Source organism: Pedobacter sp. ASV28 (assembly GCF_016428855.1).
Classification (GTDB): Bacteria; Bacteroidota; Bacteroidia; order Sphingobacteriales; family Sphingobacteriaceae; genus Pedobacter.
In genome coordinates, this window is record NZ_JAELTN010000016.1 from 36,854 (window position 1) to 53,525 (window position 16,672).

Sequence of the window (16,672 nt, forward strand, 5' to 3'; positions counted from 1 at the left end):
GAGCGATAGCACAAATATAGAGAACAACATAGCTTAAACATAAAATTTTATGCAAGCAGCTGTTGTTTTTATGGCACGACAAAACAGATACAGGGAAATGGAAAAACGTTGGGTACAGCATAATTATACTGATAGAGAAACTGTTAATACACTTGCCAGTGAGTTGAATATTGATAAGTGTTTAGCACAAATCCTAGCTCAACGTGGCATATCTTCCTTTGAAGAGGCGCGACATTTTTTCAGGCCGCAATTGCTTCAGCTTCATGATCCATTTCTAATGAAAGGAATGGAGCAGGCCATCGATAGGATCAATCGGGCCATTGCTGCAAAAGAGGGCATACTTATTTATGGCGATTATGACGTAGATGGCACCACCGCTGTAACTTTAGCTTATCATTTCTTTAGTCAGTTTAGCACTAACATTGCTTATTATATCCCCGACAGGCACGTAGAGGGCTATGGCATTTCCACTCAGAGCATTGATTATGCTGCCCAAAATGGCTATTCCTTGATTATTGCCTTAGATTGTGGGATCAGAGCGGTTGAAAAAATTGATTACGCCAACTCCTTGGGCATTGATTTTATTATATGTGATCATCACCTACCTGGAGATGACATTCCCAAAGCCATAGCCGTATTAGATCCTAAACAGGTTGATTGCCCCTATCCATTTAAGGAACTATCAGGTTGTGGCATTGGTTTTAAACTTGCCCAGGCCTATGCCCAATTTCATGACCTACCGTCCTCATGCTACGAACAATACTTAGACCTTTGCATGGTAAGTATTGCGGCCGATATTGTGCCCATTATTGATGAAAATAGGATCTTGGCCTATCATGGCTTAATTAAGTTGAATAGCGACCCTTCCATGGGTTTAAAAGCATTGATGCAGATTGCCGGAAAAACAGAACATTATTCTATTACGGATGTTGTTTTTCTTTTAGCGCCACGCATTAATGCGGCGGGAAGGATGGGGCATGCCAGCGATGCCGTTAAAATGTTATTGAGCGAAGAGCTGCTCTTTGCTGACGAACAAAGCTCCTTCATTAACCTACAGAATACCGAGCGGAAATCTTTTGATCAAAACATCACTTTAGAGGCTTTAGCGATCATTGAGAATAATGAAGTACTCATTAATCGTAAAACCACGGTTGTTTTTCAGCAACATTGGAATAAAGGTGTAATTGGCATTGTAGCTTCACGGTTAACCGAAAAATACTATAGGCCTACTATTGTATTAACCGAATCGAATGGAAAATATACCGGTTCGGCAAGATCGGTAGCGGGTTATGACCTATATGAGGCCTTGGTATCTTGTAGTGATCTACTCGTACAGTTTGGCGGGCATAAATATGCCGCAGGCTTAACCATTCATCCCGAAAACTTAGAATCTTTTGCCAATCGATTCGAAAAAGTGGTGTCTGAAAGTATTGATCCTGCATTACTTATTCCAGAAATAAATATCGATACAGCACTTCATCTAACCCAGATAGATGGTAAATTTTATCGCGTATTAAGTCAAATGGGCCCTTTTGGCCCGTTAAACATGACCCCCATATTTATGAGCAACAATGTGAATTTAGTAGGCTATCCCAAAATTGTGGGGACAAATCATTTAAAATTCAGTGTAAAGCAACAAAATTCCGCTATTTTTGACGCTATCGGTTTTAATTTAGGGGAATATGAAATCCTACTAAAACAAAATAGACCATTTTCCATTTGTTACACGTTAGAAGAAAATAACTGGAAGGACAAAAAAAGTTTACAACTAAATATAAAAGGAATTAAGATTGAGGAATAAGGATTAAGGAGCAAAAGAATAAAGACCCTAAAAATCGTAATTCGTAAATCTAAAATCGTAAATATAAATGATTTTAAAAGCAGAGCATCTCATTAAAAAATATAAGCAGCGTACTGTTGTTAATGATGTTTCCTTTGAGGTTAGCCAAGGCGAAATTGTAGGTTTATTAGGTCCCAATGGGGCTGGCAAGACTACTTCATTTTACATGATCGTAGGTCTGATCAAGCCTAATGAGGGCAGCATATTTTTAGATGGAGAAGACATTACCAAAGACCCGATGTACCGAAGAGCCCAAAAAGGTATTGGTTATTTGGCTCAAGAAGCCAGTGTATTCAGAAAATTATCTGTAGAAGATAATATTATGGCCATTTTGGAGATGACCCAGCTCAATAAAGAGGAAAGAAAGGACAAACTGGAAGAGTTGATTACCGAATTCAGCTTACATAAAGTGAGGAAGAACAGGGGCGACCTACTTTCTGGAGGGGAACGCAGAAGAACAGAAATTGCCAGGGCACTGGCCGCAAGTCCTAATTTTATCTTATTAGATGAGCCCTTTGCTGGTGTAGATCCTATTGCAGTAGAAGAAATACAGAGTATTGTCGCTAAGCTGAAGAGAAAAAATATAGGCATACTCATTACCGACCATAATGTACAGGAGACTTTATCCATTACCGATAGGGCTTATTTATTGTTTGAGGGGAAAATATTAGAATCGGGCACTCCTGAAGTTTTAGCGGCAAATGAAATGGTTAGAAAAGTCTATTTAGGATCAAATTTTATCCTGCGAAAGAAAAACCTGTAATTTTAACTGCTGATGGCTATTGTAAATTCACTCTTCACCTGGTATATGAAAAAGCGCATTCATCAGATCGAGCTTTTTATCAAGTATCCATTAGATGTTCAGGAGGAATGGTTACATACCCTGATCGCTAGCGCCGAAAACACCGAATGGGGAAAACGCTATGATTATAAGTCCATACTAACCATTCAACAATTTAAAGAACGTATCCCCATACAAAATTACGATAGCCTAAAACCCTATATCGAGCGGATGCTACAAGGCGAACAAAATATCTTGTGGCCTTCGGAGATCAAATGGTTTGCCAAGTCATCTGGAACCACCAGCGATCGAAGTAAGTTTATTCCAGTATCAGAAGAAGCATTGGAAGAATGCCATTTTAAAGGCGGCAAAGATATGCTGTCCATCTATTGCAATAACAGGCCCAATACCCAGATGTTCACCGGTAAAGGCCTTGTATTGGGAGGGAGCCATCAGATCAACCAACTTTGTGAAGACATCCATTACGGCGATCTGTCGGCCGTATTGATTAAAAACCTACCTGTATGGGCAGAATATTACAGGACTCCCGATATGTCTATTGCACTAATGGATAATTACGAAGAAAAAATGGACAGAATGGCTGAGGCCACCATTAAGGAGAACGTAACTAATATTTCCGGTGTACCCACCTGGACTATCGTACTGGCAAAGAAGGTCTTGGAAATCACCGGCAAGCACAATTTATTGGAAGTTTGGCCTAATCTGGAAGCTTACTTTCATGGTGCGGTAAACTTCACCCCATATAGAGCACAATTCAAGGAGCTTATCCCTTCGTCGGGCATGTACTATCTGGAGACCTATAATGCCTCAGAAGGTTTCTTTGGCATACAGGATCAATCTCACTCAGAAGAGCTTTTGCTGATGTTGGATTATGGCATCTATTATGAGTTTTTACCCATAGAACATTTAGAAGAAGAAAATCCGAAAACATTATCGTTAGATCAGGTAGAGCTAAATAAAAATTATGCCATCATCATTAGTACCAATGCTGGTTTATGGCGTTATATGATTGGCGACACCGTACAATTTACCTCTCTCCATCCTTTTAGGATAAAAATTACAGGCCGTACAAAGCACTTCATTAATGCATTTGGTGAAGAAGTTATTATTGACAATGCCGAAAATGCCCTTACAAAAGCCTGCGCTGTTACCAACGCCAAGATAAAAGATTACACTGCTTGTCCTATTTATTTTAGTGGGGAGAAAGCCGGAGGCCATGAATGGATTATTGAATTTGAGCAGCAACCATCAGATTTTGAACAATTTGTGGATGTACTTGATCAAACCCTAAGGGAAGTAAACTCTGATTATGATGCTAAACGCTTTAAAGACATGGCCCTGAGACGTCCGAAAGTTCATACTGCCCCCAGTGGAACTTTTTATAACTGGATGAAAAACAGGGGAAAACTAGGTGGCCAACACAAAGTACCTCGTTTGGCAAATAATAGGGAGTATGTTGATGACATATTGCGCATTATGTAATAGACTATGCTAAACCTGCCAAATCTTAAAATCAATTATCTTCGTTTAGTTTGGCTACTGCTTTTTTCTTTGTTTTTTCTGTTGATGTTACAGATTACCCTACGCTATATTCCTTTTAACAACGAAGTTGCCTTTCTGCAGATTAAGCAAACCGAAGTAGAAAGCGTGAAACCTTATCTGCCTATTTTTTATCTACATGTTTACAGCTCTATATTCGTACTACTTGCCGGTTTTACGCAATTCAATAAACGTTTGGTCTTCAACAATAGCCGTTTACATCGTGCCATCGGCTATCTTTATGTAATTACAGTACTCTGTTTTTCAGCCCCTTCGGGCATTTATATTGCTTTTTATGCCAATGGCGGAATAACGGCAAAGATTGCTTTCCTTACTTTAGGTATACTATGGTTTGGATTTACCCTAAAAGCCATATTGCTTGCAAAACAAGGAAAGATTGTCGAACACCAAAACTATATGCTCAGGAGTTTTGCCTTGGCCAGTTCTGCCATCAGCCTAAGGTTTTGGAAGGTAATCTTGGTTTACCTTTTCCATCCAGCACCTATGGATGTTTATCAGCTTGTTGCTTGGCTGGGATGGATACCCAATCTATTAATTATTGAACGGATTATTAAAAACAAACAAAAAATATGAAGAATCTTATCATCGCATTTTTAGCCTTTTTAGCGCTTGCATCATGCCATAATAACAGCAACCCACAAACTGCAAAAGATGCAGCAGATAGTACTGCCGTAGTAAATAATAGTTATGATCATTTATATGGTACCTGGGTAGGGTATTTTATGGCCGAGGAAGCTAAAGACGAAGTGTACAATCAAAACAAAATCACTTTAATCATTAAAAACATCAATGACCAAAAAGTTGTAGGACGTAGTGTGGTAGCGGGTAACGACAGGCCATTACAAGGCACACTTACCGACATTAACCATAAAATTAGTTTTGTACTGGATGAGCCAGGCACGGATAAATACGATGGCCGTTTTGAATTTGAGCTTCGCAAGGATACTTTAGTTGGAACATGGAAATCGTACAAACAAGAGATCAACGTGACAAAAAGATCTTTCAAGTTATTGAAAAAAGCTTTTGTTTACAATGCAAACCTAATGTTGGATAAAGATGGCGAATACATTGACTGGGAATCCAGCAAGGTGAAAAAGGTGACCGATACCATTGACGGAAAGGCTAAAATTTACATGAACGAATACTATAGAAGTGCTTCAAATGCAGTGTTTACGCTTAACTCCTCTGCTCAAGAGTTAAAAGAAAGTGATTTGAAAAACTTACGTAAGTTAGATCTCCAAATCTTAAGGAACACCATTTTTGCCCGTCATGGTTACACGTTTAAAAAGAAAACCTACCGTCAATTTTTCGATTTTGTAGATTGGTACATTCCGGTAAGCGATAATGTAGAATCTGAACTGACTGCCCTAGAAAAAAAGAACATCAAACTATTAGAGAGATTTGAAAAGTATGCAGAAGACAACTATGATCGCTTTGGTCGATAGTTTTAGGTACGCTTGTTGATAGGGATATAAAACAATTAAATAAATACCCCGATGAATAAGCACAAGTTGAAACGGATGTTTAGTTCCTTTGTAACCAAAGCACAAAACCTAGCACACAACAAGGATCAAACCCAACTCAAGATCAGAGAGGCTTTTGATAAGGCAACGACAAATGAAGGTGCGCTTGCCGAAGTATGGCATAAGCTACAATTGCTGCTCGGCCTAGCGAAAGACTACGCCAATGGGAGTTACCTGGATGTAGACAGAAAAACTATGGTATCTATTATAGCAGGCCTGCTCTATTTCATTTCTCCAATAGACCTCATTCCTGATTTTTTAGTAGGCATTGGTTTAATAGACGATGCTTTTATCATTGGCTACATTTACAGCAAGGTTGCCAATGAATTGGTAAAATACGAAGCATGGAAAAACAAGAAAAAAGTTATTCATATTTAACATGAACGGTTTATTGATTATTTGGATTTATTTTAGTAAATTTAATTAGCTAATATACAACCAGATATGAAGATCGTACAACAAGTCCTCAACACTAAACCTGTTCAAATTTATAGTGTAGACCGATCTACTTCGGTCTTAGGCGCATTAAAAATAATGAACGAAAAAAACATTAGCGCTTTGCTCATCATGGAAAATGGGCAATTGCTTGGTATTTTTACAGAACGGGATTATGCCCGTAAAATCATTTTGCAGGGAAAATCTTCAAAAGAAACACTCATTAGTGAAGCAATGACCGAAAATCCGATTAGCGTAAGCCCGAACGACACTATAGAGCTTTGTATGGAGATCATGACCGATAAGCACATTAGACATTTGCCCGTTAAAGACGCTGCCCAAACCGTGGGGATGATCTCCATTGGAGATGTAGTTAAATCTATCATAGCCGATCAGAAGCAAACCATTTCACAGTTGGAGGACTACATAAAAGGTTAAAAATAACCGTTCTTTATTTGGTCACTTCTTTTTCGGCTTAATTTACAGTCTATTTAGGTGATAAATAGGCAAAGAGGATGCTCGAACTAGTAAAGCTAATACCCTAGATATGCTCTTGGGTTTAGGACTAAAATGCCCCGACAGCAATTTTAATCATTTGACAAGCATCACTCTTTGCTTTATTAATTTTTAGGGCTTGACGTGAGCCAGGCCAGATTAAATCGATAGTGTATTTTGCTGCTAATTAAATGTATCACATTGTCTGGTGTTTGTGTCGCTGCTAGGTAGCCCATGGGCTCTGCATTATTTTTGGTCATTTCAAAAAAGCCAGTCCAGCCACCACCATCCATATATCGGTCTTTGCCATCTGTAAGTAGTTTTTTTGTAGACCACGTTTTGCCTTCATCAAAAGATACCGCAGCAAACATACCGTAACCTTTATATTCATTTCCAGTAATATCTTTAAACATCATCCCTCTTCTTTGCTCATTTTTTTCCCTTGGATGATGTGTAAATGAAATCAGTAAAAGAGCGCCTTCATTTAATCGACGTAAGATGAGGCGTTGCCCCGAATATATAGGCAGAAATTCTGTTGGCGTGTAAGTCCAACTTTTGCCCATATCTTTAGAAATACTCATTGGCATACGTAAACCCATATTGTCTTTTGCCTCAAGATCATTATTTCTGCCCAAAGCCATTAAATTACCATTTTTTAACTGAACAACACCAGCATGTATCCCTGCAATCAACTCTCCATCTGTACCCTCTTTAAATGTTGGATTTTGAATAATTTTTGATGGCTTTTCCCAAGTTTTTCCATTATCCTTGCTGATGTGTATTGCGGTTCCGCCAGCTTGCCCAGGATGCGCATCTGCAGCTTGAATTAACCATCCTTCTTTAGTTTTAAACATCCCAGCAATTACTTGATTCTGCATCTCATGATCTGCATTAATAAATTTTGGTTCAGACCAAGTAGCGCCATTATCTGTACTTATTCTGTTAATCATCGCTAAATTTTTCCATCCCCCTGCTACTTCCACGCCATTGGTATGGATGATTGTACCTTTACCATCATGAAAAAGAGATGAACCTGTTAAATTTCTATCAGGAATTCTTAAAAATTCTGAAGGTTCATCCCATTCATTTTTACCTGCTCTTAACCTACTGGCTAAGATGGTCATCTCACGTCCAGATTCATCATCGGTTGAAAACCAAATAGCCAATAAATCGCCATTGGTGCACCAAGTAATTGCCGGACAGTGATTATGCAAATAAAATGGTGTCTTGTTGGTAGGAGAAGGTTCCCTTATATAATAGATGGGTTCCATAAACAATGGTTCTTTTGAAGACTGCGACCATTCAAAAGTATGTTGAGCAACATTTATGACATAAGCCGAAGGACCAGCATTCGGTAATGCAGCGGTAGTTGGCATTTCGCCTTCAACTATTCTAAAGCCTACCACCCAGTTTTTATCTTCAGGGATCATTGCCAGCCTGTTGGCTGAACGAAGAAATTCTGGAGGTGTGTTATGACTACCACCTCTGGTTACTCTGTAATTTCCCGAAACAGCACCAACAGGGTCTCTTTGTTCTTTAGCTTGATAAGGGCCGTACCAATCTGCACACCACTCTTCTACATTACCATGCATATCGTACAAACCCCAAGTATTGGGCTCAAATTGAGCTACCTGTAAAGAAACAGGCTTAGGATCACGGTTAAACTCTTGTACTTTATAGAGTTCTTTGGGCATTTTACCAGCCATAGAAAATCCTGATAATGTACCCGCTCTACATGCATATTCCCACTCAGCTTCCATTGGCAAGCGATAGTTTTTTCCTTCTTTCTTAGATAGCCATTTACAAAAAGCCAAGGCATCTTCATAGCTAACAAAAATCACCGCCTCATCATCTGCTTTAGACAATCCTTTCTTGCCTCTATATGATTTATGTTGTGGATCAAATTGTTCGTATTGCGCATTGGTTACTTCTGTCGCCGAAATTTTAAATGGCTTGGTAATTTGTACCACATGCGCAGGTGCCTCATCAAAATTCTTTCCACGGCCATCAGAGCCCATATAAAATCTACCAGATGGAATATTAACCATCTCCATGCGCAGACTATTGGTCGATTTTTGTAGCGGTTGATTTTGTGCTACGACAATTCCCAAATTTGCAATAAGTACCAGTACGACACTACAGCATATCTTTCTCATCATAACTTCTATTTTATTTTTTGAAACAAAACTGGGTTATCTGAAATTACACCATCTACGCCTAAATCTTTTAACTTCTGGATTTCTTCTGCGGTGTTCACAGTCCAAGGCAAAATTTTAATCTTTTTCGCATGGCAATATGAAATCATTTCGGGTGTAACCGTACTAAACTCAGGGCTATATGCGGCAGGTGTAAATCCCAGTCTTTGCAACATCTGTTTTGCATCTTTTGCATTTTTCCCAGTAAGTAACGACAATTTAATTTCAGGATATTTTTGATGCAAAACTTGCAGCGGACGCATATCGAAAGACTGAATTACCGTACGTGAGATCACTCCTTTTTCTTTTAAAATACTTACTACCAAATCTACAAATTCATCTGGTAAAGGATGTTCTTTTCCATCTCCGGCCTTTCTAGATTTGATTTCCATATTATAATAAATCAGGCGGTTTTGTTGCTTGGCAATTTTCTCTGTTTCATCTAATAAAGCCGTTAATAAAGGTTTAACAGCAGCAAACTTTTTTTGATCTACAAATTCTGGATGTGGCTTAAGGCCCACGTCGTATTTACTAATGCTATCGTAGTCCATCTGATAAAGCAAATGTTGTCTTGCATTTTCGGGTGTTAAATATTCTCCCTGCGGCGTGGTCGTAATATTTGGATGGAAATAAACATCATGAGAAACCACTACTTTTTTGTCTTTGCTGATGCACAAATCCATTTCTAGCGTATTTACATTTTTAAGCCCCAATGTATATTTCATTGCCGCTATGGTATTCTCCGGAACCAATGCCCTACCTCCTCTATGCGCTTCAAAACCAAACTTATCTGCTAATAATTGTCCATAGCTGAGCATACCATACCCAACCATCAACATCATCAAAATTATTTTTTTCATGTTTATTATTATTTAATCAGTTCGCCATTAATTACCAAGGCAGGTGTTAGCTCGTTGCTTTTGCCTATTCTAAAACCGTTATCTGTAGTAGCACTACTTCCTCCCCAAGCGTATAAACGAAATATCACTTTTGTGGATGCCTGCAGTTTTTGCAGATCAGCAATATTCCATAATTCTATCTGCGGTTGTTGTAAACCGTTATTGTCTGTAAAACCGTTGTCTACTATAATGGGCTGTCCAATAGTTTTAAAATTGGAACCACCATCTATACTATATTTCCAGATGTAATGTTTAGGTGCTTCTGCCTGCACTCTAAGTACAGCTCCAATAGAAGACAAAGCGAGCTTGTTTTTCGTTTTAAAACTTACCTGGTAATAGGCTTCGCCCTTTTCTGCGGCGGTTAAATCTCTATGCACAGGAAAAGCAGCAGCAAATGAAACCGAAGCTTTTTGAGCCGTAATACCACTTCCTCTTGTTAAAATGGCATCGTCCACTTGTGGAATACTAAAAGTAGCTCGGCTATTTTGTTCGTCACCTATTATCCCATTAGTTTCGAAATTCCAAGATAGAATAGGCTTACCCTTTAATTTAGACGGATCTATAACTACATGTCGGATATTTTTACGTCGCCATGAATAGGTAATATGTACCAAGCCATCCTTAGTTTGTATTACTGCCGGATAACTGTAACCTCCTAAATTATCATTCTCGATTACCAGCAGCGGATACCAGTTTTTCCCATCTTCTGAAATAGCGATATTTAAAGGACTGCGATTAATCTCACTATGGTTGTATACCAATAGTTGCCTACCATCTTTTAAGGTAACTGCATCGGTACCAGAATTAGGATTTGGCACATTTAGCAAGGAGAAATTATCCCATGTTTTACCATCATCTTCAGACCAAATACTAAATATCCGTTTATCTTTCATGGTACGGCCTACAGCTTGCAATTTATTATTTCCATAAAAAAGTATACTAGGCTGTATAACCGGTATAGCTCTATCGGTTACAGGTGCTGTTCTTGTCCAGGTCTTGCCCAAATCATCACTTCTTTCAAAATGTAAACGAGAATTAATACTAGATGGAGAAAGAATGCCATTACTGCCAATTGTAACTGCTTTATTTTTAATTGGACCATATATTCCCTCTGGTAGTCGTTCTGGTTTACTCCAAGTTTTTCCTCCGTCTAACGACCGCATTAACATGCCCCACCATTCTGGTGTAGTGGGACCTACTTTATAAAATAACATGAGCTCGCCTCCATTAGGTACTTGATATAGGACCGGATTCCAGCAAGGATAACGGACTGCTGATCCATCAGCAAGTTTGGTAATTCCTGTAATGACTTCAATGGGATTTGTCCAGCCGTTTTTTTCTTGCCTAGCTAACCAAATTCCTACATCTGGATTCTTCTCTTTTGTACCACCAAACCAAGCTGCAACTAAACCTGTTGGGGTTTCTTCGATTGTAGAAGCATGCAGCTCTGGCGTAGGCGGATGGATGCAAATGTCTTCTATCTTAACAATAGCTGACTGCAATAATAACTGATTGCTGGGTTTTTCTACGTCGGTTTCGAGGTTTGGTCGTGCTTTACAGGCTGTAAATATCCAGAAACAAGCTACGCCGAGCATTGATATTTTTATACTGTCCATAGACTAGTTTTTGAAAAATTTGGTATTGATTACTTGTTTATCGATAGTTAAGGATGCTACAAATATCCCACTACCTTTTACGTTTATCTGAAATTGGTTATCACCTTTACCAAGCTTTTGTGTTGCTTCGTAAATTTTCTTTCCAGTAATATCTACGATCTTTAAATTACCAACACCTTCCTTAAGTACAAACACAGTAAAGTTTGTTTGGTTATTTCCCGTACTACTAAAGATCTTCATGCTAGATTTATCGAGACTAGCATTTACATGGATAATCTCACTTAGCGTGTTTTTCCCATCAATATCTACCTGTTTAAGTTGATAATAGTTGTCTCCAACCAACGGCCTCAAATCTGTGAAGCTATAGTTTTGTTTAACGGCGGAGTTGCCTTTACCTTGCACCTTACCTATTAATTTTGGGTTCTTTCCATCTTCCGATCTAATCAATTCGAAATAAGCATTATTCTGCTCCGAACTTGTTGCCCAATTTAGGTTTATTCTATCTCCAGCTAGTTTTCCAACAAAGTTTAACAACGTAATAGGCAAAGTATTTTCTTGTTCTACAATACCAGAAATGGCTAAGGCATCTTGTGTTACACTTAAACTTTTGCCTATACGAAAGCCATTGTTACTGGTAGCACTTGTACCACCCCAAGCATATAGCCTAAAAATTACTGGGACCGTTAATTGCTGTAAATCTGTAATGCCCGATAAATCTAACGTAGGTTCTTGTATGCCATTATTTTGATTAAAATTTGTAATCCAAGTTACTGCTGTACCGACATCGTTAAAAGTAGCTCCTCCGTCCTTACTATACCTCCAAATATAAGTTGGCGGGGCACTGGTTTGAATTCTGAGAATAACATTAAGCGTAGTAAGGCTTACTACTGCATTACCTTTAGGTTTTAATGTAAATTCGTAATAAGAGGCTGCTGCAATTGCAGCATCTTTATCTATATTGATAGGAAACGTACTGGCATAAGATCCTCCAGCAATACCGCCAGCTATTCCTGTTCCTCTTGTTAGTTCAGAAACGTCTATGCTTGCATGATTTGTTGTTGAAGTAGCTTTCACTTCGTCTCCTACTGCTCCAAATAAATTCCAAGAAAGTATTGGCTTTACAACACCGCCAATTGCCAACGCATTTGAGGTATTGGTTAAGCTCTTCCCTATTCTGAAACCATTATTACTGGTGGTACTCGTGCCTCCCCAAGCATACAATCTAAAAATAATGGGCGTACTAAAATTTTGAAGGTCTGCGACGCCAGACAAATCTAAAGTTGGCTCCTGAATTCCGTTATTCTGACTAAAGTTAGTGGTCCAAGTTCGGGCACTGCCAATATCATTAAAAGTATTTCCTCCATCCTTACTATATCTCCAGATATAAGTTGGAGGGGCATTTGTTTGAATTCTCAAGACAACATCCAATGTGGTGAGGCTTAAGGTCGTACTTGCTTTAGGTGTTAGCGTAAATTCATAATAAGAGGCCGCTGCAATTACGGCGTCTTTATCCGCATTAATAGGAAAGGTACCTGCAAAAGATTGTCCGGCTGTTGCCGCTGTAATACCTGCCCCTCTTTTTAAAGTAGCAACCGCTATATTGGGATGGTTTGTAGTTGAATTTACAGTAGTCTCATTGCCCAATTTATCAAATAAATTCCAAGCTAAAACTTGTGCTTTTGTTTGTATAGCTATAATTAGTGTTAGAGCTAAAATGAATATTTTTTTCATGTGAGTTAATTATAATGGCGATTTATTTTTGCTTAATGACTTTGCCTGATATGGACAAAGCATTGGTAGAGGCGTTACTTTTTCCTATTCTAAAACCATTTTCTCTAGAGCCTTCTGTACCTCCCCAAGCGTACAAACGAAAAACAATAGTTTGAGAGGAAGCAATGTTTTTCAATTCTTCGTAAGAGGAAAGATCTAAAGTGGCTTGAGGTAATCCGTTATTAACTGTTGCTTTAATTTTAACATCGTCTTTGCCCAGTTTGGCAAACTTAATCCCATCTGTACTATACATCCATCGATATACTTTTGGTGCATTTGGCTGCACTCTCAACACCACGTCTAAAGCTTCTATAGAAAACTGATAACCTTCTTTAGCTCTTACCGTAAATTGATAATATGCTCCTGCTTTTACGGCTTCTTCTTTGGTAAGATTTACAGGAAATGCAGACGCAAAAGATAAAGTGGCTTTTTCTGCACCTATTCCTGGTCCTCGGGAAAGAATGGAGATTTCAAGATTAGGATCTGTGTAAGTTGATAAGCTGGTACGTTCGTTACCTTTTACTTCTGCTCCAAAATTCCATGCAAGAATTTGAGCTTTAGCATTAAAACTGAGTACGAACACCATTATAAAAAGTAATTTTTTCATGTATTTTTTGATTTTTTATTAAAAGAAATCCCATTCATTCACGATGCATGAATGGGATTATTGGTTATTTAGTGAATAAATTGTTAGGGAATATGCTGTTCTATAACCGTTCCGCCGATAGCTAAAGAATGCTGAGCAGCGGTTAGACTTTTGCCTATCCTAAATCCATTATTACTGGCTATACTGGTTCCACCCCAAGCATACAATCTAAAAATGACAGGTTTTTCTGCCGTGATATTTTTAAAATCATCTAGGTGAGAAAGGTCTATTTGCGGTTGTTGTATACCATTGTTTTCAGAAAATCCAGTGGTCCAAGTGTAGGGTTCTTTGATATCCTTGAAACTAATTCCCCCGTCTAAACTATAGGTCCATATATAAGTTTTTGCAGCATTGGTCTGTATCCTAAAAATGGCATCTAAAGCAGCTAAACTTATTTTAGCTTTCCCTTTGGGTTTTAAAGAAAACTGATAGTAAGCATTGGCAGCAATTGCCGCAGCCTTATCTACATTAATAGGAAAAGTACTGGCAAAAGATCCTCCAGCGGCGGCGGCTGTAATTCCGGCACCCCGACTTAAAACCGATGGTTCCATATTTACATTCACAATATTAGAGGTACTGCTCACTTCGTTTCCTAACGCTCCAAGCAAATTCCAAGCTAGAATAATCAGCTTTTCTTTAATATCGTTACTGTTTCTGGGCCATAGTGAAATCTCTGGTGCTGTTGCCGATGCCACTTGATAAGGAAGTGCAATAGCAGTTACCGAAGCCGTTGATGGAAGTTGCCTGTTTGCAAAGTTTGCACCTACTTCTGTATGAAAACTGATCTGCGCCGAGCCATCGTTAAAAATCTTATCTCCGCTAAAAGTTTCTCCCATAACAGGTGTGGGATTAAAATCTCCCGAGTAAATATTCACCAAGGTGCTTTCATAGTCGCCAGGATTCGCTTTCAATTGACTGAGCGTAACATTCTGAGCGTTAATTGTATGTTGTTGAGCGATCAATTTCACACTAGATGCCGTTACACCTACAATTTCTAAACGGCCATTTTCGTTTTTCAACGTAGCTCCATTAACCGTAACCACAATAGAATCGCCTAACTGATATGAATTTGCTGCTGCACCCATGTCAATACTAATTCCTCTAGTTTTTTTTCTATTGGTATTTTGCATTATTAACACCCCATTAGGAACATTGCCCGCAGCCGCATCAGCAATGACAAGGCCACTAATTTGAGTTGCACCAGAAAGATTGTTACTATTTAAAGAAACACTTGTGCCTTTATAAAGTAATCGTAAATCTTCTATCGAAATAATAGGGCTTAATGTACCTTCAGCCCAATCTGTATTTTTATCGCAAGCGGCAAATAGTAGCAGTACACCTGCTGTAATTTGTATTAAAATCTTCTTCATTTTCATCAATTATTTATTTGTATTGATTAACTGATTAGGGACGTTGCCACCAAACTTTGGTATTGATATCGTCTGTACCTTGTCTGGCAACCGCATCGTTATAATTGGTACGATTGGTTGATTGCAAATAGGTAGGATAATTTATTCTAGCTGGCATTTCTCCATTATTTTGTAATCCAGCACCCTTTGGCAAGTCCGGGTAGCCCGTACGGCGATATTCAAACCACTGCTGCATGTCTGTAAAGAAGAGTGTATAGTATTTTTGAAGCTGAATTTTTTCGATCTTGCTACTTACACTTTCAGCATCATCCCATTTTACATGAACGCCCGTTAAATAATTAGCAGGAACGCTATATCCCCAAAGGGTAATGCTATTGGTGATGCCATTTTCATAATGTGTCTTGGCATTGCCTGTAGACCATCCCCTCACAGCAACCTCAGCCAAAGCCAGTTGTACCTCGGCATAGTTTAAGATATTTCCTAACAAGGGATCTGTTTTAAGAGCCAAAGGCATAGCCGACCTAGACACTGGTGCCATCCCGACAGGATATCCGCTAGGAATACCTGCATATTCTCCTTGGGAAAGTGTGGCCCATTTCGCGATACGCGGATCTCCCCAATTTTTAAGGTTATTGACAAAGAAATCTGTCAATTTAAGCAGGTTCCATTCCGAATCTCTATCGGTTTGAAACGGTGATTGATAAGGAAGTGCGCCTGTCCATTTTAGAATTGCAGATTCAGCATTGCTGGAAATAAGTGGGTAATTTGAAGTATTGGTTTGCGTGATTTGCCTGATTTTATCGGTGGCAGATGACCCAGCTTTGTCGGCTACCCTTAGCAATAGTCGCAGGTATAATGAATTACCGAACTTTCGCCAATTAGCCGCTACTCCAGCATAAATAGGGTCTGATGACGCTAGCTCTCCCGTTAAATTAGTATTTGTTTTTAACAGCTCATTTGCCTCTTCCAATTTTTTGAAGATATCTAAATAAATATCTTCTTGTTTATCAAATTTGGGGGTTAACACGCCGTCTTTACCTTTGTTGGCCTCAAAATACGGTACATCTCCATAAGTATCAGTTAATAAAGAAGCTACCCAAGATTGGCCAATTAGCGATATGGCCATGTAAGTTTTACTGGTATTATTTCCGTCGATGAGGAATAAATCGGAAGCACTAGTATAAATATTTTTGAAATTAGTAAGCTGTAAGAACCAATTGTTCCAGTTGTAGTCTGCTTCCGATTTTCTTATATCATATCTAAATATTCTGCCCTCTACATCACCCATCAAAATATGTACCTGCATCAACTCATTATTGATGCGTTTGGAAGAACGGTCCATATTTTTACTCACAACATCGGTAATGGCAGGTGCAAGTAAAGCCTGGGGCAGCGCAAATTCACTAGAGTTCGGATTTTTGCTTAACTCTTTGAAACCATCTGTACATGAGGCTATCATTAGCAAGATCAAAAAAGTTCCGAGTATTTTTTTTATCGTTTTCATTGTCTTTCTCTTAAATA

At 38.7% G+C, this 16,672-nt stretch carries 14 protein-coding genes; 7 read left to right on the forward strand and 7 right to left on the reverse strand.

From position 1 onward, the window contains the following. Positions 1–97: 97 nt before the first annotated feature. From recJ to JHD79_RS07905, 7 genes are all read left to right on the forward strand, one after another. The gene (recJ, locus tag JHD79_RS07875) at positions 98–1,801 is read left to right on the forward strand and encodes a single-stranded-DNA-specific exonuclease RecJ (RefSeq protein WP_199118727.1); all 1,704 of its coding nucleotides are present in this window, start codon (positions 98–100) and stop codon (positions 1,799–1,801) included. Between the two features lie 67 nt (positions 1,802–1,868). Then, complete coding sequence (gene lptB, locus JHD79_RS07880) at positions 1,869–2,603, forward strand: LPS export ABC transporter ATP-binding protein (RefSeq protein ID WP_199118674.1); 735 nt, start codon at positions 1,869–1,871, stop codon at positions 2,601–2,603. A gap of 12 nt (positions 2,604–2,615) precedes the next feature. After that, entirely contained in the window at positions 2,616–4,124 is a 1,509-nt protein-coding gene (locus JHD79_RS07885; protein ID WP_199118675.1) for a GH3 auxin-responsive promoter family protein, read from the forward strand. An 84-nt stretch (positions 4,125–4,208) separates the two neighbouring features. Further along, positions 4,209–4,775, forward strand: a complete 567-nt coding sequence (locus tag JHD79_RS07890) for a DUF2306 domain-containing protein (RefSeq protein ID WP_233164608.1) — start codon at positions 4,209–4,211, stop codon at positions 4,773–4,775. After that, the gene (locus JHD79_RS07895) at positions 4,772–5,647 is read left to right on the forward strand and encodes a YARHG domain-containing protein (protein ID WP_199118677.1); all 876 of its coding nucleotides are present in this window, start codon (positions 4,772–4,774) and stop codon (positions 5,645–5,647) included. Before JHD79_RS07890 ends, JHD79_RS07895 begins: the two co-directional genes overlap by 4 nt. Positions 5,648–5,698: 51 nt before the next feature. Continuing rightward, positions 5,699–6,103 (forward strand): YkvA family protein, encoded by a 405-nt coding sequence (locus tag JHD79_RS07900; protein WP_199118678.1) that lies wholly within the window; start codon positions 5,699–5,701, stop codon positions 6,101–6,103. Positions 6,104–6,169: 66 nt separating this feature from the next. Further along, complete coding sequence (locus tag JHD79_RS07905) at positions 6,170–6,598, forward strand: CBS domain-containing protein (protein WP_199118679.1); 429 nt, start codon at positions 6,170–6,172, stop codon at positions 6,596–6,598. Positions 6,599–6,780: 182 nt separating this feature from the next. On the opposite strand, the gene JHD79_RS07910 is transcribed toward JHD79_RS07905, so the two are convergent. The 7 genes from JHD79_RS07910 to JHD79_RS07940 all read right to left on the reverse strand — a co-directional run bounded on the left by JHD79_RS07910 (position 6,781) and on the right by JHD79_RS07940 (position 16,655). Beyond that, positions 6,781–8,814 (reverse strand): SUMF1/EgtB/PvdO family nonheme iron enzyme, encoded by a 2,034-nt coding sequence (locus JHD79_RS07910; protein WP_199118680.1) that lies wholly within the window; start codon positions 8,812–8,814, stop codon positions 6,781–6,783. A gap of 5 nt (positions 8,815–8,819) precedes the next feature. After that, the gene (locus JHD79_RS07915; protein ID WP_199118681.1) at positions 8,820–9,710 is read right to left on the reverse strand and encodes a glycerophosphodiester phosphodiesterase family protein; all 891 of its coding nucleotides are present in this window, start codon (positions 9,708–9,710) and stop codon (positions 8,820–8,822) included. Between the two features lie 8 nt (positions 9,711–9,718). Next, complete coding sequence (locus JHD79_RS07920; RefSeq protein WP_199118682.1) at positions 9,719–11,365, reverse strand: exo-alpha-sialidase; 1,647 nt, start codon at positions 11,363–11,365, stop codon at positions 9,719–9,721. A gap of 3 nt (positions 11,366–11,368) precedes the next feature. Then, complete coding sequence (locus tag JHD79_RS07925; protein WP_199118683.1) at positions 11,369–13,096, reverse strand: T9SS type A sorting domain-containing protein; 1,728 nt, start codon at positions 13,094–13,096, stop codon at positions 11,369–11,371. 22 nt (positions 13,097–13,118) lie between these two features. Further along, positions 13,119–13,742 carry a hypothetical protein gene (locus tag JHD79_RS07930; protein ID WP_199118684.1) on the reverse strand — a complete coding sequence of 208 codons (624 nt, stop codon included), beginning with the start codon at positions 13,740–13,742 and terminating at the stop codon, positions 13,119–13,121. A gap of 83 nt (positions 13,743–13,825) precedes the next feature. Next, the gene (locus JHD79_RS07935; protein WP_199118685.1) at positions 13,826–15,151 is read right to left on the reverse strand and encodes a DUF5689 domain-containing protein; all 1,326 of its coding nucleotides are present in this window, start codon (positions 15,149–15,151) and stop codon (positions 13,826–13,828) included. A 34-nt stretch (positions 15,152–15,185) separates the two neighbouring features. Then, positions 15,186–16,655 carry a SusD/RagB family nutrient-binding outer membrane lipoprotein gene (locus JHD79_RS07940; RefSeq protein WP_199118686.1) on the reverse strand — a complete coding sequence of 490 codons (1,470 nt, stop codon included), beginning with the start codon at positions 16,653–16,655 and terminating at the stop codon, positions 15,186–15,188. Positions 16,656–16,672: the final 17 nt, after the last annotated feature.